Annotated in this window: 24 protein-coding genes and 1 pseudogene; 11 read left to right on the top strand and 14 right to left on the bottom strand. The window is 70.2% G+C overall.

Translation table 11 applies throughout. From position 1 onward, the window contains the following. Positions 1 to 3 precede the first annotated feature (3 nt). From ACIG5F_RS24105 to ACIG5F_RS24090, 4 genes are read right to left on the bottom strand one after another with little or no spacing between them, the layout of a single operon-like run. Entirely contained in the window at positions 4 to 966 is a 963-nt protein-coding gene (locus tag ACIG5F_RS24105; RefSeq protein ID WP_396520963.1) for an MCE family protein, read from the bottom strand. Positions 967 to 974: 8 nt separating this feature from the next. Continuing rightward, positions 975 to 1,985, bottom strand: coding sequence for an MCE family protein (locus tag ACIG5F_RS24100; protein ID WP_396520961.1), 1,011 nt, complete (start codon positions 1,983 to 1,985; stop codon positions 975 to 977). Beyond that, the gene (locus tag ACIG5F_RS24095; RefSeq protein WP_396520959.1) at positions 1,982 to 2,770 is read right to left on the bottom strand and encodes an ABC transporter permease; all 789 of its coding nucleotides are present in this window, start codon (positions 2,768 to 2,770) and stop codon (positions 1,982 to 1,984) included. The genes ACIG5F_RS24100 and ACIG5F_RS24095 overlap by 4 nt, the downstream gene beginning before the upstream one ends. Positions 2,771 to 2,772: 2 nt before the next feature. After that, the gene (locus ACIG5F_RS24090) at positions 2,773 to 3,519 is read right to left on the bottom strand and encodes an MlaE family ABC transporter permease (protein WP_396520957.1); all 747 of its coding nucleotides are present in this window, start codon (positions 3,517 to 3,519) and stop codon (positions 2,773 to 2,775) included. Positions 3,520 to 3,797: 278 nt separating this feature from the next. Here ACIG5F_RS24090 and pabB point away from each other — a divergent pair, with 278 nt between their 5' ends. Next, complete coding sequence (gene pabB, locus ACIG5F_RS24085; protein WP_396520955.1) at positions 3,798 to 5,726, top strand: aminodeoxychorismate synthase component I; 1,929 nt, start codon at positions 3,798 to 3,800, stop codon at positions 5,724 to 5,726. Between the two features lie 73 nt (positions 5,727 to 5,799). Then, positions 5,800 to 6,306: a hypothetical protein gene (locus ACIG5F_RS24080; RefSeq protein WP_396520953.1), complete on the top strand. Its 507-nt coding sequence runs from the start codon at positions 5,800 to 5,802 to the stop codon at positions 6,304 to 6,306. Between the two features lie 88 nt (positions 6,307 to 6,394). Here the strand turns inward: ACIG5F_RS24080 and ACIG5F_RS24075 are convergent, their stop codons facing one another. Beyond that, entirely contained in the window at positions 6,395 to 7,144 is a 750-nt protein-coding gene (locus ACIG5F_RS24075; protein WP_396520952.1) for a VOC family protein, read from the bottom strand. 176 nt (positions 7,145 to 7,320) lie between these two features. Between ACIG5F_RS24075 and ACIG5F_RS24070 the strand changes: the two genes are divergently transcribed. Together ACIG5F_RS24070 and ACIG5F_RS24065 are read left to right on the top strand one after the other, a co-directional pair. Beyond that, positions 7,321 to 8,664 (top strand): carotenoid oxygenase family protein, encoded by a 1,344-nt coding sequence (locus ACIG5F_RS24070; protein ID WP_396520950.1) that lies wholly within the window; start codon positions 7,321 to 7,323, stop codon positions 8,662 to 8,664. Next, positions 8,661 to 9,290 carry a VC0807 family protein gene (locus tag ACIG5F_RS24065; RefSeq protein ID WP_396520948.1) on the top strand — a complete coding sequence of 210 codons (630 nt, stop codon included), beginning with the start codon at positions 8,661 to 8,663 and terminating at the stop codon, positions 9,288 to 9,290. The genes ACIG5F_RS24070 and ACIG5F_RS24065 overlap by 4 nt, the downstream gene beginning before the upstream one ends. Before the next feature lie 73 nt (positions 9,291 to 9,363). Here ACIG5F_RS24065 and ACIG5F_RS24060 read toward each other — a convergent pair whose 3' ends face one another. Further along, positions 9,364 to 9,774 (bottom strand): hypothetical protein, encoded by a 411-nt coding sequence (locus ACIG5F_RS24060; protein ID WP_396520946.1) that lies wholly within the window; start codon positions 9,772 to 9,774, stop codon positions 9,364 to 9,366. A gap of 23 nt (positions 9,775 to 9,797) precedes the next feature. Here ACIG5F_RS24060 and ACIG5F_RS24055 point away from each other — a divergent pair, with 23 nt between their 5' ends. From ACIG5F_RS24055 to ACIG5F_RS24045, 3 genes are all read left to right on the top strand, one after another. After that, positions 9,798 to 10,250: a cytochrome P450 gene (locus ACIG5F_RS24055; protein WP_396521209.1), complete on the top strand. Its 453-nt coding sequence runs from the start codon at positions 9,798 to 9,800 to the stop codon at positions 10,248 to 10,250. Between the two features lie 130 nt (positions 10,251 to 10,380). Beyond that, positions 10,381 to 10,728: a DUF3800 domain-containing protein gene (locus ACIG5F_RS24050; RefSeq protein WP_396520944.1), complete on the top strand. Its 348-nt coding sequence runs from the start codon at positions 10,381 to 10,383 to the stop codon at positions 10,726 to 10,728. 322 nt (positions 10,729 to 11,050) lie between these two features. Then, positions 11,051 to 12,622: a beta-N-acetylhexosaminidase gene (locus ACIG5F_RS24045; RefSeq protein ID WP_396520942.1), complete on the top strand. Its 1,572-nt coding sequence runs from the start codon at positions 11,051 to 11,053 to the stop codon at positions 12,620 to 12,622. Here the strand turns inward: ACIG5F_RS24045 and ACIG5F_RS24040 are convergent. Then, positions 12,615 to 13,364 (bottom strand): GNAT family N-acetyltransferase, encoded by a 750-nt coding sequence (locus tag ACIG5F_RS24040; RefSeq protein WP_396520940.1) that lies wholly within the window; start codon positions 13,362 to 13,364, stop codon positions 12,615 to 12,617. The two genes, ACIG5F_RS24045 and ACIG5F_RS24040, sit on opposite strands and share 8 nt — an antisense overlap. Before the next feature lie 131 nt (positions 13,365 to 13,495). Between ACIG5F_RS24040 and ACIG5F_RS24035 the strand changes: the two genes are divergently transcribed. Then, positions 13,496 to 14,710, top strand: coding sequence for an acetyl-CoA C-acetyltransferase (locus tag ACIG5F_RS24035; protein ID WP_396520938.1), 1,215 nt, complete (start codon positions 13,496 to 13,498; stop codon positions 14,708 to 14,710). A gap of 11 nt (positions 14,711 to 14,721) precedes the next feature. Continuing rightward, entirely contained in the window at positions 14,722 to 16,899 is a 2,178-nt protein-coding gene (locus ACIG5F_RS24030) for a 3-hydroxyacyl-CoA dehydrogenase NAD-binding domain-containing protein (protein ID WP_396520936.1), read from the top strand. A 161-nt stretch (positions 16,900 to 17,060) separates the two neighbouring features. Here ACIG5F_RS24030 and mtnC read toward each other — a convergent pair whose 3' ends face one another. The 6 genes and pseudogenes from mtnC to rarD form a co-directional block, all read right to left on the bottom strand. After that, entirely contained in the window at positions 17,061 to 17,696 is a 636-nt protein-coding gene (mtnC, locus tag ACIG5F_RS24025) for an acireductone synthase (protein WP_396520934.1), read from the bottom strand. Beyond that, positions 17,693 to 18,256, bottom strand: a complete 564-nt coding sequence (locus ACIG5F_RS24020; protein WP_396520932.1) for a 1,2-dihydroxy-3-keto-5-methylthiopentene dioxygenase — start codon at positions 18,254 to 18,256, stop codon at positions 17,693 to 17,695. The genes mtnC and ACIG5F_RS24020 overlap by 4 nt, the downstream gene beginning before the upstream one ends. Before the next feature lie 10 nt (positions 18,257 to 18,266). Beyond that, positions 18,267 to 18,860 carry a methylthioribulose 1-phosphate dehydratase gene (mtnB, locus tag ACIG5F_RS24015; protein WP_396521207.1) on the bottom strand — a complete coding sequence of 198 codons (594 nt, stop codon included), beginning with the start codon at positions 18,858 to 18,860 and terminating at the stop codon, positions 18,267 to 18,269. Next, a pseudogene (mtnA, locus tag ACIG5F_RS24010) lies at positions 18,837 to 19,823 on the bottom strand (S-methyl-5-thioribose-1-phosphate isomerase); the annotation flags it as partial. The pseudogene mtnA and the gene mtnB, both read right to left, overlap by 24 nt. A gap of 243 nt (positions 19,824 to 20,066) precedes the next feature. Then, entirely contained in the window at positions 20,067 to 20,900 is an 834-nt protein-coding gene (locus tag ACIG5F_RS24005; RefSeq protein WP_396520931.1) for an LLM class F420-dependent oxidoreductase, read from the bottom strand. A gap of 4 nt (positions 20,901 to 20,904) precedes the next feature. Beyond that, complete coding sequence (gene rarD / locus ACIG5F_RS24000; RefSeq protein WP_396520929.1) at positions 20,905 to 21,849, bottom strand: EamA family transporter RarD; 945 nt, start codon at positions 21,847 to 21,849, stop codon at positions 20,905 to 20,907. 151 nt (positions 21,850 to 22,000) lie between these two features. Between rarD and ACIG5F_RS23995 the strand changes: the two genes are divergently transcribed. Then, positions 22,001 to 22,336 carry a hypothetical protein gene (locus ACIG5F_RS23995; protein ID WP_396520927.1) on the top strand — a complete coding sequence of 112 codons (336 nt, stop codon included), beginning with the start codon at positions 22,001 to 22,003 and terminating at the stop codon, positions 22,334 to 22,336. Here ACIG5F_RS23995 and ACIG5F_RS23990 read toward each other — a convergent pair. Then, the gene (locus ACIG5F_RS23990; RefSeq protein ID WP_396520926.1) at positions 22,321 to 23,241 is read right to left on the bottom strand and encodes a helix-turn-helix domain-containing protein; all 921 of its coding nucleotides are present in this window, start codon (positions 23,239 to 23,241) and stop codon (positions 22,321 to 22,323) included. The genes ACIG5F_RS23995 and ACIG5F_RS23990 overlap by 16 nt on opposite strands. A gap of 92 nt (positions 23,242 to 23,333) precedes the next feature. Here ACIG5F_RS23990 and ACIG5F_RS23985 point away from each other — a divergent pair, with 92 nt between their 5' ends. Next, a complete protein-coding gene (locus tag ACIG5F_RS23985) occupies positions 23,334 to 23,558 on the top strand; it encodes a hypothetical protein (protein WP_396520924.1) in 225 nt (74 codons plus the stop codon). Positions 23,559 to 23,560 lie beyond the last annotated feature (2 nt).

The raw sequence follows: 23,560 nt of genomic DNA, 5'->3' as shown, positions 1-23,560 counted from the left end.
CCCTCACTTCGTCGGCTGGCAACGGGCGATGCCGCTGCGCAGCGCGATCGGGTCCGCGAGCTTGACGCCCAGGCCACACAGGTAGATGTTGAAGTAGCCGCCCCAGGCCGCGCCCCGACTCAGCCGCTGATAGGCGTCCGGCAGCGCGGCCAGCGAAGCGGTGATGCTGTCCTTGTTGGCGTTCAAGGTGTTCGCCAGCTGACCGAGGTGGCCGACGTCGTCGCGCAGCGGCGGACGGATCACGTTGAGCAGCGCGGCCGTCTTCCCGGTGAGCAGGTCGATGTGCGTGACGGCGTCGCCGATCTGGTCGCGATCCGCGTCCAACCCGCTCACCAGCTGCTGCAACTGCGTGATCAGCTGCCCCAGTTCGCCGGTGTTCACCTTGCCCAGCGCGGCATCCAGGTTGGTGATCAGGTCGCCGATCACCCGGTCCCGGTCGGCCACAGTGGACGTCACCGAGGCGAGTGAGGCCAACAGGTCGTCGATGGTGCCGCCCTCGCCCTGCAACACGGTGACCAGCTCGTCGGAGACGCGATTGACCTGGTCCGGTGAGAGGGCGGCCAGCAATGGCTTGAACCCGTTGAACAAGGCGTCGAGATCGAGGGCCGGCGCGGTCTGGGACACGGGTATCGTGCCGTCGGCCGACATCCGGGACCCGTCGCCGGCGGTCAGCTCCAGGTAGCGGTCGCCGACCAGGTTCTTGTACTTCACGGCGGCGTGGGCGCCGGTGGTCAGCTCGACGGTCCGCTGCGCGGAGAACGTCACCAGCACCCGGTTTCCGTCCGTTATGGACAGTTCGTCGACGCTGCCGACCCGGATGCCGGCCACCCGGACCTCGTCCCCGGTCGTGAGGTTGGACGCGTCGGCGAAGACGGCGTGATAGTCGTCGGCCGGCCCGCTGGGCGCGCCCCCGGACAAGGTCACGCCGACCAGCGCCGCGGCCGCGACGCTGACGAGTAAGAACACCAGGAACTTCACCGAGGGCCGGCCATTCCGTGGCAGTCGGGCCCGGTGCCCGGCCGGATTCGAGGCAGGTCCTGGGGATACCGGTACGGCTCGACCCCGGGGCCGACCGTGATGTCGACGTGCAGGCCGCTGTCCTGGTTGTGGCTCAACAACTCCCGGTTGAGGTCGAGCCCCCGGAACAGGCAGGGGAACATCGTCGCGTAGTCGGCCAGCAACCCGGCGGTGGGGCGGCTGATGTGCAGCGCGTCGGCCAGCGGCTGGTCGATGCCGCCGAGGAACTCGGCCCCCTGGTTGCCGAACCTGGTCAGGGACAACAGGAAGCCGCCCAGTTGGCCGGCGGCCAGGGTGTCGCTGGTGACGCCGAGGTTGTCGCCGATGCGGATCGCGTCCGGCGCCACCGCCGCGTACGTGTCGAGCACCGACGGCGCCTTGGCCAGGTCGGACCCCAGCGCCGGCAGGCTGGGAGTGAATCGCACAAGGTAGCCGTCGAGGTCAGCGGCCAGCTCGCCGAGCTTGTCCCCGTTGCCCCGCAGGGCATCGGCGACGGCGGTCAGCGCCAGGTCGAACCGGCTGGGCTCGATGGCGTCGAGCTGCCCCAACAGGTGCTCGAAGGTCTCGTTGAGCTCCACGGCGACCCGGCTGCCACTGATCACCGCACCGGCCTTGATCGGCGACGACGGCCCGGCCGGCCGGATCAGGTCGATGTACTTGGCCCCGAAGATGGTCAGCGGCACCACGTTGGCGGTGACGTCCGCCGGCACCTTGTCGGCCATCGCCGGGTAGAGGCCGACGCCCAGCTCCGCGCCGTCGGCAGTGGGCGTGACGCTGCGGACCGTGCCGACGGTGACCCCGAGGACCTTCACCTCGGCCCCGCGGTCCATCAGCATCCCGGCCCGGTCGGCGCGCACGGTGACCGGGACGAACCGGTCCAGCGCGCCCTCGAACTGCGCGGCGACCAGCGCCGACGCCGCCAGCACGGCGACGACGAACGCGGCCCCCAGCGCGCTGTGCCGGTTCATCCGGCGATGTGCACGGTCGCGGCGTTGCCGAACACGCTGAAGTCGACGGCCATGTCCACCAACAGCACCGCGACCAGCGAGGTCCGCACGGCCTTGCCGACCGCGATGCCGACGCCGGCCGGGCCGCCGCGCGCGGTGAACCCGTGGTAGCAGTGCACGGACATGACCACCACCGACATCAGCACCGCCTTCGCGAACGCCCAGAACAGGTCCGTGGGGTTGAGGAAGATGTCGAAGTAGTGCTGGTAGGTGCCGGCCGGCTGGCCGAAGCCGACGGTGACGACGAGCTTGGTCGCGGTGAACGAGGTCAGCACGGCCAGCGCGAACAGCGGCACGATGGCCAGCAGCCCGGCCAGGATCCGGGTGCCGACCAGGAACGGCAGCGACGGCACGGCCATCACCTCCAGCGCGTCGATCTCCTCGCTGACCCGCATCGCCCCCAGCTGCGCGGTGAACCCGGCCCCGACCGTGGCGGTCAGCGCGATGCCGGCGACCAGCGGCGCGGCCTCGCGGGTGTTGGCGTAGGAGGAGAGAAAGCCGGCCAGCGCGCCGCCGCCGATGTCGGACAGGGCGGCGTAGCCCTGCAGGCCGACTTCCACGCCGACCGCCGCTGTCATGAACGCCACAACGGCCGCGGTGCCGCCGATGACGGCCAGCCCGCCGGTGCCCAGGGACGTCTCTGCCAGTAGCCGAAGCGTTTCCCGCCGGTACTTGCGCACGGCGCCGGGCAGCGTCGCGTAGACGCGGCCGTGGAATTCCAGCTGGCGGCCGATCAGTCGCAGCATCGTCAGCTCCTCAGCACCAGTGCGGTGATCAGGCTGTTGGCCAGGAACAACAGCAGGAAACCGACGACCACGGTCTGGTTGACGGCATCGCCGACGCCTTTCGGACCGCCCTTGGCCGTCAATCCGAGATGGCACGCGACCAGTCCGGCCAACAACCCGAACACCGCGCTCTTGAATTCGCTGACGATGAAGTCCTTCGGTCCGGTGAGCAGGGTGAGATTGGCGGTGAACAGGCCGGGGCTGGCGTGTTGGACGTAGACCGAGAAGACGTAGCCGGCCGCCAGCCCGACCAGCGTGACCAGGCCGTTCAGGCAGAGCGCGACCACGGTCGCGGCCAGCACCCGCGGCACCACCAGCCGGTGCACCGGGTGCAGGCCCAGCGCCTGGATCGCGTCGATCTCCTCCCGGATCCGCCGCGCGCCCAGGTCGGCGCAGATCGCCGTGGCCCCCGAGCCGGCCACCACCAGGGCGCTGACCAACGGCGCGATCTCCCGCACCACGCCGAGCCCGGCGCCGGCGCCGGACAGGTCGGCCCCGCCCAGCTCGATCAGCAGCTGGTTGAGCTGGAACACGGTGATGACGCAGAACGGGATCGACATCAGCAGGGTCGGGGCCAGGCAGACGCCGGCGATGAACCAGGCCTGGCGGAGGAATTCGCGGGTCTGGAAGGGGCGACGGAAGGCGAACCGGACCGAGTCGAGCGAGGTGGCGTAGAAACCGCCGATCGCGGCGGCCGGTGTGCGCAGCACGGCGCCTCCCTTCCCGAGACGGCATTTGCCCGTCCGGCGGCCGCCATCCCGGCCACCGGCTTTCCTCTCCGCGCCCGCTCTCCTTCCCCGAGGCTGTCGACTTGTATACTCCAGCCCCGAATTGGTGAGGGATATTCAGTCTTCGGCGCTCCCGTTGTCGACACAGCGTTTTCGATTCGTCGCTCGAAGTGGTGAACCGTCGTTCGGCCATGGCGTCGCCGCCGTTCGGCGCAACACAATCGGTGTCCACGGCCGGTTCGGTCGGTTACCGTCGCCGCGTGCGCACGCTGCTGGTCGACAACTACGACTCGTTCACCCACAACCTGGCCCACTACCTGGCCGAGGTCAGCGGGTGCGCGCCGACCGTGCTGCGCAACGACGACCCGGCGCTGACGGCCGGGCTGCTGGCCGAGTTCGACAACGTGGTGATCTCGCCCGGCCCCGGGACCCCGGAGCACGACGCCGACCTGGGCCGCGCCCGGGAGCTGATCGACCGCTGCGAACGGCCGCTGCTCGGTGTGTGCCTCGGGCACCAGGCGATCGCCCACTGGCACGGCGCGAAGGTCGGGCGGGCCGACGAGCCCCGGCACGGGCGGACCTCGCCGGTCGAGCACGACGGCACCGACCTGTTCGCCGGGCTGCCGTCGCCGTTCCGGGCGGTGCGCTACCACTCGCTGGCCGTCACCGACCTGCCCGAGGAACTGGTCGCCACGGCCTGGACGCCGGACGGCGTGCTGATGGGGCTGCGGCACCGGACAAGACCGTTGTGGGGCGTGCAGTTCCACCCGGAGTCGATCCGCACCGAGCACGGCCACCGGCTGCTGCGCAACTTCGTCGACCTGACGCCCGCGCGCCCGCGGCCGGCGATCACGATCAAGAGCACTGTCTCCCCGGCCCCGGAGCCGCTTTCCGTTCACGTGCGGCGGATGCCGACCACACACGACCCGGAAGTCGTTTTCGGCCAGCTGTTTCGGGACGCGGAGAACGCCTTCTGGTTGGACAGCAACGGGATCGACCGCTTCTCCATCATGGGCTCGGCTTCGCGGTGCGTCACCGCCGCCGATGGCTCCTTCTTCGACTGGCTGGCCGGGAAGCTCGGCGCGGTCCGGGCGGTCGCGGACGTGCCGTTCGATTTCACCTTGGGGTGGATCGGATATCTCGGTTACGAGCTGAAGTCCGAGTGCGGCGGCGACGCCGCGCACGAGTCGCCGTACCCGGACGCGGCGATGATGTTCGCCGACCACGCGGTGGTGTTCGACCACCTGGAGGGCACAACCTATGTGCTAGCCCTCGATCCGGCCAAGCTGTCACTGCTGGATGCCGTGTCTGATGTGTACGTACGACCGGCCGAGGCGTGCACGCCGGCGGCGATCTCGTTGCGGCACAACCGGGAGCAGTACATCGACGCCGTGACCGCCTGCCAGCAGGCAATCGTCGAGGGCGAGACGTACGAGGTCAATCTCACCAACCGGATCGCCGTCGAGGCCGACGTCGACCCCTGGCCGGCCTACCGGTTCCTGCGGCGCACCAGCCCGGCCCCGTTCGGCGCGCTGCTGAAGTTCGGGGACCTGCACGTGCTCAGCACATCCCCGGAACGGTTCCTGCGCATCGACGCCGACGGCATGGTGGAATCCAAGCCCATCAAGGGAACCCGGCCACGCGGGCGCACGCCCGACCGCGACGCCGAGCTGCGGGAGGAACTCCGCACCAGCGAGAAGGACCGGTCGGAGAGCCTGATGATCGTCGACCTGGTGCGCAACGACCTGGCCCGGGTGGCCGAGGTCGGCAGCGTGCGGGTGACGAAGCTGTTCGACGTGGAGAGCTACGCCACCGTGCACCAGCTGGTCTCGACGATCACCGCGCGGCTGCGGCCCGACGCGTCGCCGGTGGACTGCGTGCGCTCGGCGTTCCCGCCTGGCTCGATGACCGGCGCGCCGAAGATCCGCACCATGAAGATCATCGACCGGTTGGAGGGCGCCGCCCGCGGCGTGTACTCCGGGGCCGTCGGCTACTTCTCGCTCAACGGCGCGGTCGACCTCAGCGTGGTGATCCGCACCGCGGTCGTCACGCCCGGGCGGGTCGACTACGGCGTCGGCGGCGCGGTCGTGGCACTGTCCGATCCGGACGATGAGTTCGAGGAAACAGCCGTGAAGGCAACGCCTTTGCTGAGCCTGTTCCAGGCCGCGTTCCCCGATCGGGTGATCTAGAGCGCGCGGAAAGTGCTTCACGGGTCAACTATGGGGCCGACCGGTTCTCCGACAACCACCCCAGAGGTCAACGATGCCCAAGACCGTAGTCGGGATCATCGCCGCCACCCTGGTCGCCGCCGTGCTCGGCGTGACCGGCGTGAGCACAGCCGTCGCCCAGTCCACCAGCCCCGCGCCCGGCAATGCCACGCTGGCGCAACAGATCCAGCAGGGCCGGGACCGCGTCGCCGCGGCCTGGCAGGCCCAGGACGTCACCGCGCTGAAGACGGCCGTCTCCGAGCTCAACCCGTTGCTGGCCGGCGCTCACGGCGACCGGACGGCGCTGAGTCCCGCCGCCGCCATGTATCTCGGCCGGGCCGAGCAGCAGCGCGACCAGCTCGCCGCCGCCCTGTACGCGCCGCAGCCCCGCAGTGGCATCCTCGACTCGGTCAGCGGCCTGGTCAGCGGCCTGCTGGACTCGTTGTCCAACCTGCTCAGCAGCCTGCTCGGCGGCGGTCACGACGGCGACAAGCCGACCAAGCCGACCAAGCCGGCGGCCCCGGCCGACGACACGATGCCGGCCACGGTGCCCGCCGCATGACCCCTCACGCTGTATGAACGGACCATTCCTGCACTGCGAGTGGAGGAATGGTCCGTTCCAAGCATCAGCGGCTTGACACGAGCAGGGCTCAGGTTTGGGGGCCGGACATCAGGGCGAAGACGGCGCCCTGGGGATCCTGGATCACGGCCATCCGGCCGAACGGCGTGTCCTTGGGCTCGCTGACCACCGTCGCCCCGTTGCTGTCGGCGATCGCCGCGGTGGCGTCCGTGTCGGCGACGGCGAAGTACACCCGCCAGTCCGGCTCGGCGTCCGGCACGGTGAAGATGCCGCCGACGTCCCGCCCGTCGACCCGGAACGTCGTGTAGTCCATGTCCGGCAGGGGATCGGCGATCTCCACCCCGAACACGTCGGCGTAGAAGGCCCGGGCCCGCGCCGCGTTGGGGGTCGACAGCTCGTTCCAGATCCAGGTGCCGGGCTCGTTGACCAGGCGCGCGCCGATGTGCCGGCCCGGCTCCCAGACGCCGAACACGCCGCCGGTCGGATCGGCGGCGATGATCATCCGGCCCTCGCCCGTCACGTCGATGACCTCGGTCATGGCCTGCCCGCCGTGCTCGACGACGGCCTTGTGCGTGCTGTCGGCGTCGTCGGACTTGAGGTAGGTGGTCCAGGTGACGGGCGTGGCGCCCTCCTGCTGCATCAGCCCGGCGATGCTGTGGCCGTTCAGCAGCGCCTGCGTGTAGTGACCGGTCTCCGGCGGTCCGACGAAGTACTCCCAGCCGAACAGCGCCGTGTAGAACTCCTTGCTGGCATTGACATCCGTGCTGGACAGGTCGATCCAGCACGGCACCCCTCGCGCGTACTCGCTCGCCTCGGGCATGACGTCCTCCGCTCCGGTAGCCAACCGGGGCCCCACTCTGCCAGCGGGCCGGCGCGGCGGTGTCAGCGAACCTGACGAGGTGACGGATCGGCCCGGCCCGTTGACGGCCCGTGTCCACCTCCCATTGCTGTCATGTCAGCATTGACATGTTATTAGCCACGTGTCACCGTTGGGATATGACCGAACAGACTCCGAGCTACCTGGCCGGCCACCTGGCGCCGGTCCCCGACGAGATCGAGGCGCAGGACCTCCAGGTCACCGGCGCGCTGCCGACCGAGCTGACCGGGCGCTACTTCCGCAACGGCCCCAACCCGAAGCCGGGCGAGGACAGCGGCCACTGGTTCACCGGCCACGGCATGATCCACGGCGTCCGCCTGAACCAGGGCCGGGCCGAGTGGTACCGCAACCGGTGGGTGCGGACCAAGCGGTTGGAGGGCGCGCCCTCCCTGCTCCGGGACGGCGCCCGCGACCTGGCCGCCGGCGCGGCCAACACCTCGGTGATCGAGCACGGCGGCAAGATCTTCGCGCTGATGGAGACCAGCTTCCCGTACGAGATGAGCCCCGAGCTGGACACGCTCGGCCCGTGCGACTTCAACGGCCGGCTCACCACCGGCATGACCGCGCACCCCAAGGAGGACCCGGAGACCGGCGAGCTGCACCTGTTCGACTACAGCTTCCGGGCGCCGTACCTGACCTACCACCGGCTCTCCGCCGACGGTCAGCTGATCACCAACTTCCCGGTGCAGGTGCCGGGTCCGACGATGATGCACGACTTCGCCATCACCGCCGACCACATCGTGTGGCTGGACCTGCCCGTGGTGTTCGACCTGGAGCTGGTCGGCCGGGGCATGCCGTACCAGTGGAGCGACAAGTACACGTCCCGGATCGGCCTGATGGGCAAGGACGACCCGATCGTCCAGTGGTTCGACGTCGACCCGTGCTACGTCTTCCACGTGGGCAACGCCCGCGAGGACGAGCAGGGCCGGGTCGTCCTGGACGCCATCCGCTACAGCCGCGACGCGTGGTTCGCCAGCTGGAGCCACATCGGCGGCGCGCCGGTGGCCGAGCAGGCCGCCGCGCTGGCCGTGAGCAAGCTGCACCGCTGGATCCTCGACCCGGCCACCGGCAAGGTGACCGAGCAGGAGCTGGACGACGGGGCCGCCGAGTTCCCGACCGTGGACGACCGGCGGGTCGGCCTGCCCAACCGCTACCTGTACGCGGTCGACCGCAGCGCCATCGTCAAGTACGACACCGACCGCGGCGTGGTGGCCCGGCATGAACTCGGCGAGAACTGGCGGGCCGGCGAGGCCGTTTTCGTCCCGGCCGAGGACTCCAGCGGGGAAGATGAGGGCTGGCTGCTGTCGATCGCCACCAACACCGATCCGTCCGTGGCCTCCCAACTGCTCGTGCACGACGCCACCGACCTGTCCGCCAAGCCGGTCGCGGCGGTGTTGCTGCCCCGTCGGGTGCCGGCCGGCTTCCACGGGTCCTGGATCCCGGACGGAGAACTCACGCCATGACCGAGAAGACCGAGTCACCCCGGGTGGCGACGATCCTCAGCTCGCTGCTCGTGGACGTCGGCGTGCCCGCGCTGGCCTACTTCGTGGCCCACTGGCTGGGAGCCAGCGACTTCGTGGCCCTGCTGACCGGCTCGGTCGTCGCGCTGCTGCGCACCCTGTTCGTCGCGGTCAAGGACCGCAAGTTCCAGCTGTTCTCGGCCTTCATGGTCGGCGTGTTCACGGTCGGGCTGGTGCTGTCGTTCGTCACCGGCGACGCGCGCTTCCTGCTCGTCAAGGAATCGGCCGGCACCTTCGTGGCCGGCGTCGCGTTCCTGGTCAGCTGTCTGTTCGGCAAGCCGCTCATCTACTTCGCGGCGCTGCGCATGCAGCCCGGCCGGGAGGCGGAGTTCGCGCAGCGGTGGCAGGAGCTGCCCGGCTTCCGCCGCACCTTCTACACCATGTCCCTGGTGTGGGGCGTCGGGTTGGTGATCGAGGCGCTGGTGCGGGTTCCGCTGGTGTTCCTGCTGCCGATCGAGGTCATGGTCACCGTGTCGACGGTGATGCTGGTCGTCGCGTTCGTGCTGCTGGCCGTGTGGACCCGGTGGTACGTCGGCCGGCGGCAGGCCCGGTTGGCCGCGGCCGGCTAGCCCCGGGTCCACCGCCGCCGGCTCCACCTTGATCCGGCGGCGGTGGACCTGACCGTGCGCCCGGCCGCCGGTCCTAGTCCGCGGCGAAGACCGCCCGGTGCCAGATCGAGGTCAGCGTGTCCACCAGCTCGGGATCGCCCTCGTCGTGGGAGATGGCGTGCTCGGTCATGCCGACCAGCATGGTGGCCAGCGAGTGCGCCGAGGGCGGCCCGGCCGGGGCGGCGCCGGCCTCACGGGTGCGTTCGATCATGTCCTCGGTCGCCGCGACCAGGCGGCCGTTCAGGTCGGCCATGAACTGCCGGGCCTCGGCCGGGGCGTCCGGGTTCTGCGCCGCCATCAGCACCGCGCCGTGGTCGTCGTACATCTGCACGGCCAGCTCGATGCTCAGCCGCACGCTCTCGCGGCGGTCCGCGTGCGGCTCCAGCCAGCACTCCACCTGCGTGAGCAGGTCGTCCGACGCGCGCGACAACAGCGCCAGCAGCATGGCGCGAGACCACCGTCAACCTCATCGGCAACGGCGCCCTCGCGCTGCTGCGCCACCCCGCCCAGCTGGCCTTCCTGCGCTCGAATCCCGACCAGGCCCCCGCCGCCACCGAGGAACTGCTGCGCTACGACTCCCCCGTGCAGTTCGTCTCCCGGGTCGCCGTGGCCGACACCGAGGTCGCCGGCCACACCGTCCTCGCCGGCGAGATCGTCTCCATGGTCCTCGGGGCGGCCAACCGCGACCCCAACGCCTTCCCTGACCCCGACCGCCTCGACCTCACCCGCCAGTCCGGCCGGCTCGTCTCCTTCGGCCAGGGCATCCACTTCTGCCTCGGCGCTCCCCTGGCCCGCCTCGAAGGCCAGCTCGCCCTGGCCGGCCTCGCCGTCCTGCCCGACCTGACCCTCGTCGACTCCCGCCCCTCCTACCGTGACCACTTCATCCTCCGCGGCGTCTCCACCCTCCGCGTCAGCGCCTGACCCCGAAGGAGTTTGCGTCCGGATGGCGTAGTGGGTATGCTGGGTGCAGAAACGGCAGTACCGGTGCATAGGTCAGAACGACCGAACATCACATCCTAAGGCCGCCCCTCGGGGCGGCCTTAGTGCTGTTGTGCGCTATGTTGCCGGGGTGCATTTCTGTTATCTCGACGAGTCCGGTGGCACAGAATCACCCGATCAGGGAATTAACTCGACTCCGGTCATGGTAATTCTGGGGCTGATCGTCGAGGCCGTCGCCGTTCCCGGCCTCACCCGCGATTTTCTGGCGCTCAAGCGCCAGTACTTCCCACGCCGGTTCAACAACGGTCTCGCCCTGGACTCGGTGCTGCACGAGCTCAAGGGCAACGAGGTTCTCCAGATGGTCCGCAGCGACTCGCGCAACAAGCGACGCCAGGCGTCGTTGATCCAACTGGGCCTCGCCAATGCTGGAGGTTCCTCAGTTCTTCGACAGCAGGAATAGTGTCGACATCCGACGAGGAGACCCAATCTTGGGGGTCCACTACCAAAGAGAGCGAGAATCGCCAACCGAGAGAGTGCGAGGCCCCGCCGATGCTTCGCCCGCACGCCGGATTTCGTCCGCCGCCACTCAACTCAACCACCCACCCGAGCCGATGCGGCGGACTAAATCCGGCAAGGGCGAGGCATCGGCTACCCGGGGGCCGAGCCGCGACGCCGAAGGCGGCGCCATGAAGTGGTCCAGACCTTGACACTGCGTACGGGGGCTGTATCCAATGGGTTTCCGCCGCCGTGTCCAGGTCCCCGCTCGGGAGGACAACCAAGACATGTCAACGATCCCCCGGCGGCTGGTCGTCGCGGCCACCGCCATCACGATGCTCGGGACAGCGACGGCCGCTCAGGCGGCGACGGCGCCGAAGGCGGTGCCGTACGCGAGCGTGGTGCCGGCCCCGGCGGCGGCCACGCAGGCGAGCTCGACGTTCACGTTGGCCAGCGGCGCGCGGATCGCGGCCAGCGGTCAGGCGGCGGCGGTGGGCGACTACCTGGCCGGCGCGCTGCGTCCGGCGACGGGCTTCGCGCTGCCGGTGGACAAGTCGCTGGTGGCGCACGCGGTGGACCCGATCCAGCTGCTGATCGTGCCGGACGCATCGCTCGGCGACGAGGGCTACACGCTGACGGTGACGGCGGCCTCGGTGGTGCTGTCGGCGAACAAGCCGGCGGGCCTGTTCGAGGGCGTGCAGACGCTGCGGCAGCTGCTGCCGGCCAGCATCGAGGCCAGCACCAAGCAGCCGGGCCCGTGGACGATCCAGAGCGGCAAGATCACTGACCACCCGCGCTTCGCCTACCGCGGCGCGATGCTGGACGTGGCCCGTCACTTCTTCGGCGTGGACACGGTCAAGACCTACATCGACGAGATCGCCCGCTACAAGGTCAACACGCTGCACCTGCACCTGAGCGACGACCAGGGCTGGCGCATCCAGATCAACAGCTGGCCGCGCCTGGCCACCTACGGCGGCAGCACCCAGGTCGGCGGCGGCGCCGGCGGCTACTACACGCAGGCCCAGTACAAGGACATCGTGGCCTACGCGGCCAGCCGCTACATCACGATCATTCCCGAGATCGACATGCCGGGGCACACCAACGCGGCCCTGGCCTCCTACGCCGAGCTGAACTGCAACGGCGTGGCCCCGCCGCTCTACACCGGCACCGACGTCGGCTTCAGCACCCTGTGCGTGAACAAGGACATCACCTACAAGTTCCTGGACGACGTGATCGGCGAGCTGGCGGCGCTGACTCCCGGCCCGTACATCCACATCGGCGGCGACGAGTCGCAGTCCACCAGCGACGCCGACTACCAGGCGTTCATCCCCAAGGTCCAGCAGATCGTGGCCAACCACGGCAAGATCGCCATCGGCTGGCACGACATCAGCAAGGCCGCGCTGCTGCCCTCGACCATCGGGCAGTACTGGGACACCACGCCGACCAACGCGGCTGTGCAGGCGGCGGCGAAGAAGGGCACGCACTTCGTGCTGTCCCCGGCCAATCTGGCCTACCTGGACATGAAGTACACCTCGAGCACGCCGCTGGGCCAGGACTGGGCCGGCCTGATCGAGGCCAAGACCGCCTACAGCTGGGATCCCGGCGCGTACCTGACCGGCGTGAACGCCAGCCAGGTCAACGGCGTCGAAGGTCCACTGTGGACGGAGACCATCACCAAGCTGGCCGACATCCAGTACATGGCCTTCCCGCGCCTGGCCGAGCTGGCCGAGCTGGGCTGGTCGCCGGCCAGCACGCACGACTGGAACACGTTCAAGACGCGGCTGGCCGCGCAGGGTCCGCGCTGGAAGGCGCAGGGCGTGAACTTCTACGCCTCCCCGCAGGTGCCCTGGGCTAAGTAGTGCGGACGTACTCGTGGAAGCGGCCGACCGGGGTGAATCCCAGTCGGCCGTACCAGTTCTGCGGCCAGTCCTCGCCGTCGGCGAACAGGAACACCGTGTCGCGGCCGCGGGCCCGCCGCAACGCCTCGCGCATGATCGCCGTCGAGTAGCCGTGGCCCTGGTGGCCCGGCACCGTCAGCACGTACTCGATCTGCGCGATTCCCTCGTGCAGGTAGAGATCCGCCCACGCCACCGGCCGACCGTCGGCCACCACGCCGAGGAAGTGCACCTCGTCCGCACCCCGCCGCCGGGCGGCGATCCGGGTGGCCAGCTGCTCCACCTCGTCCTCGGGCAGCTCCGGCTCGTCGGCCCGCCAGTTCCGCCGCAGCGCCTCGATCATCACCGGCAGCTCCAGCGACTCCACCCGCACCGACGGCGCCGGCGGCACCGCCCCCTCGAACCGCATCGCCACCAGCTCGTGCGTCGTGTACCCGGCGGCCACCGCCGCCGGCTCGAAGGCCCGGCCCGGCTCGTCGTCGAGGAACACGATCACCCGGTAGTCGAGGTCGGCCATCACCTCGTCGACCGCCGCCAGCAGCTTCGCCGGCTCAACCGCCTCCCGCACCAGGACCCGGTTGTTGTTGTACGAGGCCGGGAAGTCCCGGTGTCGCACCGCGATGCCGCCGGGCACCGCCACCACGTCGGTCGCCTGCCGACCGGAGAACCCGATCAGGAAGTCCACGATCTCGGCGGGGGTGCGCATCCGGTGACAGTATCGCCGAGAGAGACCCAACTCACATTCCGACCGGTATGTGATACATGCAGGCCGGATTGATTGTTACTTGGGGCGGCGCTACCTTCGACGTGATGCCCGAGTCAGGAGGCGCCACAGCCATGAGCACCGAAGCTTTTGTGTTCGACGCGGTCCGGACCCCGCGGGGTAAGGGCAAGCAGAACGGGTCGCTGCACGAGGTCAAGCCCGTATCCCTGCTCGTCGGCCTGATCGACGAGCTGCGCACCCGCAACCCGAACCTGGACCCGGCCCGCATCGACGATGTGGTGCTGGGCTGCGTGACCCCGGTCGGCGACCAGGGCGCCGACATCGCCAAGACGGCCGCGCTGGCCGCGGGCCTGCCCAACACGGTGGCCGGCTTCCAGCTGAACCGGTTCTGCGCCTCGGGCCTTGAGGCGGTGAACATCGCGGCGCAGAAGGTGCGCTCGGGCTGGGACGACCTGATCCTGGCCGGCGGCGTGGAGTCGATGTCCCGGGTCCCGATGGGCTCGGACGGCGGCGCCTGGGCGATGGACCCGGAGACGGCCTACGACACGAGCTTCGTGCCGCAGGGCATCGGGGCCGACCTGATCGCCTCCATCGAGGGCTTCTCCCGCGAGGACGTGGACGCCTACGCCCTGGAGTCGCAGGCCCGCGCGGCCAAGGCGCAGAGCAACGGCTACTTCGACCGCTCGGTGGTGCCGGTCCGCGACCGCAACGGCCTGACGGTGCTGGAGCGCGACGAGTTCCTCCGCCCCCAGTCGACGATGGAGGGCCTGGGCGAGCTGAAGCCCTCGTTCGCGGCGATCGGCGAGATGGGCGGCTTCGACGCGGTGGCGTTGCAGAAGTACCACTGGGTGGAGCGCATCAACCACGTGCACACGCCGGGCAACTCCTCGGGCATCGTGGACGGCGCGGCCCTGGTGGCCATCGGCAGCGAGCAGATCGGCGAGGAGTTCGGCCTGACGCCGCGGGCCCGCATCGTGGCCACGGCGGTCAGCGGCGCGGACCCGACGATCATGCTGACCGGCCCGGCCCCGGCCTGCCGCAAGGCGCTGGCCAAGGCCAACCTGACGGTCGACGACATTGACCTGGTCGAGATGAACGAGGCCTTCGCCGCGGTGGTGCTGCGCTTCATGCGCGACATGGACATCCCGTGGGAGAAGGTCAACGTCAACGGCGGCGCGATCGCGCTGGGCCACCCGCTGGGCGCGACCGGCGCGATGATCCTGGGCACGATCGTGGACGAGTTGGAGCGGCGGGAGCTGCGCCGCGGAATGGTCACCCTGTGCATCGGCGGCGGCATGGGCCTCGCCACCATCGTCGAGCGCGTCTGAGGGACGAGGTCATGAGCGAGTACTTCAAGTGGGACAAGGACTCCGACGGCATCGTCACGCTGACGATGGACGCGCCCGGCCAGTCCGCGAACACGATGAACCACGATTTCACCGCCGCGGTCACCGAGGTCGTGCAGCGGCTGCGGCGCGAGCGTGACGACATCACCGGCGTGGTGGTGGCCTCGGCCAAGAAGACCTTCTTCGCCGGCGGCGACCTGAACGACCTGCGCCAGGTGACGCCGGCCGACGGCGAGCGCTTCATGGCCACGCTGGTCAGCACCAAGGCCGCGCTGCGGGGCCTGGAGACGCTGGGCCGGCCGGTGGTCGCGGCGCTGAACGGCTCGGCGCTGGGCGGCGGCCTGGAGATCGCGCTGTCCTGCCACCACCGGGTCGCGCTGGACAACCCCAAGGCCCGCTTCGGTTTTCCCGAGGTGACCCTGGGCCTGCTGCCCGGCGCCGGCGGCGTGGTCCGCACGGTCCGCATGCTCGGCATCGCCGACGCGCTGCTGAAGCTGCTGTTGCAGGGCCAGCAGCTGGCCCCGGCGGCGGCCAAGGAGACCGGCATCGTCGACGAGGTCGTGGCCACGCCGGAGGAGCTGGTCTCCCGGGCCAAGCAGTGGATCAAGGACAACCCGGAGGCCGTGCAGCCCTGGGACGTCAAGGGCTACAAGATCCCCGGCGGCACCCCGTCGGCGCCGAAGTTCGCGGCCAACCTGCCGGCCTTCCCGGCCAACCTGCGCAAGCAGCTCAAGGGCGCGCCGATGCCGGCCCCCAAGGCGATCCTGTCGGCCGCGGTCGAGGGCAGCCAGGTCGACTTCGAGAACGCGCTGCGCATCGAGTCCCGCTACATGCTCCAGCTCTCGGCCGGCCAGGTCTCGAAGAACATGATCAAGGCGTTCTTCTTCGACCTCCAGTCGATCAACAAGGGCGGCAGCCGTCCGCAGGGCGTGCCCCAGTACACCGCCAAGAAGGTCGCGGTGCTGGGCGCGGGCATGATGGGCGCGGGCATCGCCTACTCGGCGGCCCGCTCCGGCATGCAGGTCCTGCTCAAGGACGTCTCGGTGGAGGCGGCCGAGAAGGGCAAGAACTACTCGGTCGGCCTGCTGGACAAGGCGCTCAGCCGCGGCAGGACGACCCAGGAGAAGCGGGACGAGATCCTGGCCCGCATCACGCCCACCGCCGATGTGGCCGACCTGGCCGGCTGCGACCTGGTGATCGAGGCCGTCTTCGAGAACCCCGAGCTCAAGCACCAGGTGTTCGCCGAGATCGAGAACGTCGTCGAGCCGGACGCGCTGCTGTGCTCCAACACCTCGACGCTGCCGATCACCGGCCTGGCCGAGGGCGTGAAGCGGCAGAGCGACTTCGTGGGCCTGCACTTCTTCTCCCCGGTGGACAAGATGCCGCTGGTGGAGATCATCCGCGGCGCCAACACCAGCGACGAGGCCCTGGCCAAGGCGTTCGACGTGGTGTTGCAGCTGAAGAAGACGCCGATCGTGGTCAACGACAGCCGCGGCTTCTTCACCAGCCGCGTCATCGGCACGTTCATCAACGAGGGCGTGGCCATGCTCGGCGAGGGCCTGCCGGCCCCGTCGATCGAGCAGGCCAGCACCCAGGCCGGCTACCCGGCGCCGGTGCTGTCGCTGATGGACGAGCTGACCCTGACGCTGCCGCGCAAGATCCGCGACGAGTCCCGCAAGGCGGTCGAGGCGGCCGGCGGCACCTGGGCCGGGCACCCGGCCGAGCAGGTCATCGACCGCATGGTGGTGGAGTTCGACCGCGGCGGCCGCAGCTACGGCAAGGGTTTCTACGACTACGTCGACGGCAAGCGCGCCGGCCTGTGGCCGGGCCTGGCCGAGCACTTCGGCCAGCCCGGCGTGATCATCCGCGAGGGCGACGACATCCCGTTCCGCGACATGAAGGAGCGGATGCTGTTCGCCGAGGCCATCGAGACGGTGAAGTGCGTCGAGGAGGGCGTGATCACCGCCGTGGCCGACGCCAACATCGGCTCCATCTTCGGCATCGGCTTCCCGGCCTGGACCGGCGGCGTGCTCCAGTACATCAACGGCTACGACGGCGGCCTCAACGGCTTCATCGCCCGGGCCGAGGAACTGGCCGAACGCTACGGCGACCGCTTCACCCCGCCGGAGCTGCTGCGCAAGAAGGCCGCCGCCGGCGAGACCTTCGAATAACGCAACTCGCACTGACGCCGAGCGGGACTCGCCGGGGGTTTCACCACCCCGGCGAGTCCCGCTCGGCGTCACACCGAATGTAGGTTTCGGGCAGCTACCGATGCTAGGAAGGGGGCTTTCCTCCACTCTGAGTGGAGGAAAGCCCCCTTCCTAGCATCGGGTCAGAGCTCGGCGAAGGTGGTGATGCGGGGGTGCGAGCCGGTGTCGGGGGAGCCGTCCTCGGGGCGGGACACGCCGATGGTGTGCCAGCCGGCCTCGGCGGCCGCGTCGAGTTCGGCGGCGACGTCGGACAGGAACGTCAGCTCCGCCGGGTCGACCCCGATCGACTTGGCGATCACCTGGTACGAGCCGACTTCCCGCTTCGGGCCGGCCGACACGGTGTCGTAGTGCCCGGCGAAGTGGCCGAGCAGATCCCCGTGCTGGGTGTGCCGGAACCACAACCGTTGCGCCAGTTCGGATCCCGACGAGTACACGTACACCGGCACGCCCTGCGCCGACCACCGCCGCAGCACCGGCGGCACATCGTCGTAGACGTGCGCGGTGAGCTCGCCGCAGGCGTAGCCCTCGGCCCAGATCAAGCCCTGCAACGTCTTCAGCGGCGTGGCCTTGACGTCGGCGTCGATCCAGCCGATCAGGATCGACGCCGCCTGGTCCGGGTCGGCCGCGACCTCGCGCACGACGGAAGCGGCCTCGGGCCGGCGCACCCAGTCCTGGATGCGCGAGCGCGAGTACGGGAAGAGCACGTCGTGCACGTGGGCGATGGCGCTGGTGGTGCCCTCGATGTCGGTGACGATCACACCAGTTCGTCCAGCGTCGGCATCCGCGACGAGATGCCGTCGCCGGTGAAGCCGGCGACCCAGCCGTCCTCCTCCTGGAAGAAGCGGATCGCGCAGAACTCCGGGGTGGAACCCATGTCGAACCAGTGCGTGGTGCCGGCCGGCACCGACATCAGGTCGCCGCGCTCGCACACCACGGCGTAGACCTTGCCGGACAGGTGCAGGTAGAAGCAGCCCTTGCCCTCGACGAAAAAGCGGACCTCGTCCTCGTCGTGGGTGTGCTCGTTGAGGAACTTCTCCCTGGCGCCCTTGGCCAACGCCGGCCACTCGGGGTCGTCCGACGGCTTCATCCGGACGACGTCGACCAGCCGGTAGTCGCCCTGCTTGGCCACCTTCTCGACGTCAGCCTTGTACGCCTCCAGGACCTCCTCCTGGCCGGCGGAGTCGGACAGCTCGACGGTGTCCCACTGCTCAAGAGTGATGTTGAACGGGGCCAGCTCGGCGGCGATGGTCGCGAGGTCGGTGGTGCGCAGCAACACCTCGTCGCGGTCGCCGTCGGCCATGACCTGCAACAGCGTCATCGATGTTCTCCTAGTTCGTGAGCAGGTGCAGCCGGCAGAGTGCCTCGATGCACTCCACCCGGTTGCGGGCGATCTCCAGGGTAGGTCCCCAAGCTGTGACGCCGTGGTGGCCGATCAGCAGCACCGGGACCGAGCCGTCGAGGCGCTCGCCGACCTCGGCGGCGATGCGCGGCACGTCCGACCAGTTGGTGAACAGGGGCACGTCCAGCGAGCTCGGGTCGGCCACGCCGAAGCCCTTGATGATCTCGAAATCGGTGAAGCGGACGGAGTTCTGGCCGGCCGCCATCGCCTTGGCCGCCACCGCTGTCGCGTACGGCGGGTGCGCGTGCACCACCGCGCCGCAGTCCGGGAACGCCTTGTAGATGGCGGCGTGGATGGAGGTCTCGGCCGACGGCTTGGGGCCGGAGATCCGTTGCCCGGTCTCCGCCTCCACCACCACGACGTCGCCCGGCGTCAGCTCGCCCTTGCTGCGGCCGCTGGCGGTGATCAAGGCCTGGGAGCCGATGCGCACGGACAGGTTGCCGGCGGTGCCGTCCAGCCAGCCGCGCTGGTACAGGCCCCTGGCGATCTCCGCCAGCTGTCCGGCCGGCCGCTGCGGCCACACGCGGTCCTCGGTGACGATCGCGGTCACGAGATCGTTGGGCGTGACGTCGAATGCGGGGTTGAACACCGGCGTGTCCGGCAGCGCCACCCGGTGCCCGTGGAAGGCGATCACCTCGTCGGCGTGCCGCTGCTCGATGACGATCTGCGAACCGTCCGAAATGGACTCATCCACAGTGGACTCGGGCGCCACCACCACGAACGGGATGCCGCTGCGGGCGGCGGCCACGGCCAGCGAGTAGGTGCCGACCTTGTTGGCCACGTCGCCGCTCGCGGTGATCCGGTCCGCGCCCACCATCACCACGTCGACCAGTCCGGCGGCGATCGCCGCCGGGCCGGCGGAGTCCACGCACAGCCGGAACGGGATGCCGGCCTGGGTCAGCTCCCACGCCGTCAGCCGCGCCCCTTGCAGCAGTGGTCGGGTCTCGCCGGCCAGCACCTCTTCGACCAGGCCCCGTTCGGCCAGTTCCCTGATGCCGCCCAGCGCGGTGCCGACCGCGACGGTGGCCAGCGCGCCGGTGTTGCAGTGGGTGAGGATCCGCAGCGGCCGCCGGCTGGTCAGCCCGAGCACGGCGTCGGCGGCGCGGGCCGCCATGGCCTGATTGGTCCGCTCGTCCTCCTCCAGCATGGCCAGCGCCTCGTCCAGCACGGCCCGCGCGCCGCCGGGGAGTTTCGTCAGGACCCGGCGCACCGCCCAGCTCAGGTTGACCGCGGTCGGCCGGGCGTTGGCGATGCGTTCGGCGTCCTCCCGCACGGCCTGGTCGTCACCGTCGCTGAGCTGCGCCGACAACGCGACCGCCAGCGCGCCGGCCACGCCGATCGCCGGGGCGCCGCGAATGGCCAGCCGCTTGATGGCGTCGATGACCTCGTCGGGTGTCGTCAGGCGCAGCACGGTTCGCTCGTGCGGCAGCGCGCACTGGTCGACGGCCACGACCGCGGCCCCGTCCCAGGCCAGTGTCCGCTCCAATGGTCCCCCTCGGGCCGACGGTGACAAACGTTCCCCAGTCTGCACGCTTGTCGCCCGAGGTGTTAGCCGTCTCCCGGCTGACGGGAAGGCTTGACGGCCGTCACCAACCGTGTCGGCCGTGCTTATGGCGCCGCCTTCGGCGTCGCGGCTCGGCCCCCGGGTAGCCGATGCCTCGCACCTCCTGAGCTGGCGGCCCCCACCCTCCGCCGAACCCGCGCACGGGCGCGGCGAGCCGGCCTCGGCTCAGGAATGCCCCTGGATCAACCCGGAGAGCGTCCGCCACTCGGCCACCGGCAGCGGGTCGTTGAGCACCTGGATGCAGACGTGGTCGGCGCCGCCGTCGAAGTGCTGCCGCAGCCGGTCGCTGATGACGGTCTCGTCGCCGACGGCCACGGTGGCGTCGACCAGCCGGTCGCTGCCGCCGTCGGCGAAGTCGTCGTCGGTGAAGCCGAGGCTGCGCAGGCTGTTGGTGTAGTTCGGCAGCTGGAAGTAGAACCGGAGGTGGCCGCGGGCGATCTCCCGACCCTTGGCCACGTCGTTGGTCAGCACGGCCTTGAGCTCGGGCGCCAGGACCGGGCCGGCGCCGAGGATCCCCCGGGCCCGGGCGGTGTGCTCGGGCGTGACGAGGTACGGGTGCGCGCCGGCGGCCTCGGTGGCCGACAGCTCCAGCATCTTCGGGCCGAGGGCGGCGAGCACCCGGTCCTGCTTGGCGTGGCCGGCGGCGGTCAGCCCGGCCAGGAACTCCCGCATCGCCGACAGCGGCTTGGCGTAGTCCTTGACCAGCTTGCCGTGGCTCGCGCCCAGGCCCAGCAGGAAACGGCCGTGATACTTCTCGTTGGCCGCCTTGGCCTGCACGGCCACGTCGGCGGCCGCGTGCTCCCAGATATTGAGGATGCCGGTGGCCACGGTGAGCCGCTCGGTCGCCGCGAGCACGTTCTCGGCCCGCGCCACCGACGGGCTGCCGCCGACCCAGATCGCGCCGTAGCCGAGCTCGTCCAGCTCGGCGGCGGCCTCGCGGGACCGCGGCGTGTCGTCGGCGATGTCGTGCCCCCAGATGCCTACCCGTCCCAGTGCCACTGCGTCATCCTCCCGGTCGACTTGTACGACCAGAATCGTATAACCGTCGGCCGGCGTCCGCCACGAGCACGGCCAGCGCCAGCCAGACCAGGCCGAACCCGACCCACCGGGTGGTGTTCATCTGCTCGTGGTCGATCAGCACGCCGACCAGGAACTGGAACACCGGCGCCAGGTACTGCACCAGCCCCAGCGTCGACAGCGGCAGCCGGATCGCCGACGCGCCGAAGCACACCAGCGGCACGACCGTGATCAGGCCCGCGCCGACCAGCAGCGCCGAGTGACCCGCGCCGTGGCCGAGGAACGTGCCGACGCCGATCACCTCGATCACCACCAGGTACACGGTGGCCGGCACGAACAGCACCGCCGTCTCGGCCGCGAGCCCCTCGACGGCCGGCAGGTCGACCCGCTTCTTCAGAAAACCGTAGACCGCGAAGGCGACAGCCAGGATGAGCGCGATCCACGGCGGCCGGCCGTAACCGACCGTGAGCACCCCGACCGCGACGACGCCGATGCCGACCGCCACCCACTGGGCCGCGCCCAGCCGTTCGCGCAGCACCACCACGCCGAGCGCGATGGTCAGCAGCGGGTTGATGAAGTAGCCGAGCGAGGTCTCCACCACGTCGCCGGCGTTCACGCCGTAGATGTAGGTGCCCCAGTTGACGGCGATGGCCACCGCCGCCAGCGCCAGCATGCCGAGCCGGGCCGGCTGCCGTAACAGCTGTCCGATCCAGGCCCAGCGCCGGCGGACCAGCAGCACGGCCACCAGCACGACCAGCGACCACACCATGCGGTGGGCCAGGATCTCGACCGCGCCGGCCGGTTCGAGGACGGGAAAGTAGAGCGGGAACAGGCCCCACATGCCGTAGGCGGCGATCGCCAGCCACAGGCCCTCCCGGGACCGGTCGGCTGGGGCGGGGACCTCGACCTGGCTTGACTGGGAAACGGCCACGGACTCAGCTAACCTCGGACCACACCGAACTTCTATTTACTATTTCTGCACGGTCCTTGAAGTACAGCTACACGGTTTTACGCTGCGTGACCGCCGTCCTCACCCCGACGGGCTAGTGACGGTGGCCGCCCGCCGCCAGGATCCTGGGCCGATGGCCGACCTCATCGAGCTTTCCGCCGAGTTCACCGACCGGCTCGGTCCGACCGAGCAGGTGCGCGCCGTGCTCTCCGGCCCCACCGGCACGCTGGTGGCCACCGACTTCCGGGTGCTGGCCGAGGACTCGCACATCCCGCTGACCGAGGTCGTCTCCGTGGCCACCGCCGGCAACTCGCTGTCCGGCGGCGCGCTGTCGATCCGGGCCGAGCACACCGAACTGCGCTGCACCGGCATTCCTTTCGAGCAGGCGCAGCGCTTCGCCGCCGCCGTCCGCAGCGGGCTGGCCCGGGTGCAGGCCGCCGCCTGGATGCCGACTCAGCGGGGGAACTGATCCTGTAGCTGCCGCCGGTAGCCGATCGGCGAGGTCCCGTACGCCGCGCGGAACAGCCGGCTCACGTGGGTCGGGTCGAGCACGCCCCAGCGGGCGGCGATCACGGCCACCGGCGCCGTCGCCTGCGTCGGGTCGGCGAGGTCGTCACGGATGCGTTGCAGGCGGCGGGTTCTGATCAGGGCGGCGATGGTGACGCCACTGCCGGCGAACAGCTTGTGCAGGTACCGCGGGGAGATGCCGTGCGCCTGGGCGATGGACTCGACCGACAGGTCGGGGTCGCCCAGGTTGGCCTCGCAGTAGGCCACCACCCGTTCCCGCATGGACGTGCGGGGATCGGTCAGCCGGGCGTCGCCGGCAAAGACCTTGCCCAGCAGGGAAAGCAGCGCGTCGGCCAGTTGCGTGCCGCCCTCGGCCACCGTGGCGTCGAGATCGCCGGCCAGGCCGTTGAGCATGCCGGCGACCACCCGGCGCAGGCCGCTGTCGGTCGCGGTCGGCCGCGCGATCGCCTGGCGCAGCGCGGAAGCGTGGCCGGCCAGCCGCTCCCTCGGCACGCCGACCACCACCGTGCGGTAGGTGGTGCCGTAGACCAGGCCGTACGGGCGGGTCGTGTCGTACACCACGAGGTCGCCGGGATTGACCACGGTGTGCCGGCCGTCCTGGCCCAGCATGCAGGATCCGCTCAGGTGCAGGGAGAACTTGTAGAGCTCGCTGTCGGTGGAGGTGATCAGCCGCTGCGGACGCCAGACGCCGCCCGGGTTTCCGGTGATGTCGGCCACCAGCAGGCCGCCCGCGCTGGCATAGCGGATGCCCCCGTCGAAGTCGAAGTCCTCGGTGGTCATCCGCAGCGGGGCGAAGGCCGACGACGCGGCCTGCTGCATCGCTTCCAGGCGCTCGTTGCGCTGCACTGTCGCAACGCTAGCGATCCGTGCGTGCGATGGCGAGGTGACATGCGCCCGATGGCGAGGCGGAAACCCGGCCCCGCCCTAGCTTTGCCGGCATGACCGGTCCGTTCATCTGGTGGCACAGTCACTACGACGACCAGGTGCACGCCTTCCCGCTGGCGCAGATCACCCAGGTGGGGCGGGGCATCCTGGCCGCCCGCTGCGATCACACCGCGCACCGCGACCTGATCATCGACAGCGCCGAGGGCATGCGGTGCTTCCGCTGCGTGCTGCTGGTCGGCTGCCCCGAATCCCCCGCCCGGGCTACCCCTATCAGGTGAAC

Origin of the sequence: Kutzneria sp. NPDC052558 (assembly GCF_044547355.1) — a bacterium.
In the GTDB taxonomy this organism is placed as follows: Bacteria; Actinomycetota; Actinomycetes; order Mycobacteriales; family Pseudonocardiaceae; genus Kutzneria.
This window is presented reverse-complemented; position numbering and strand designations above follow the sequence as displayed.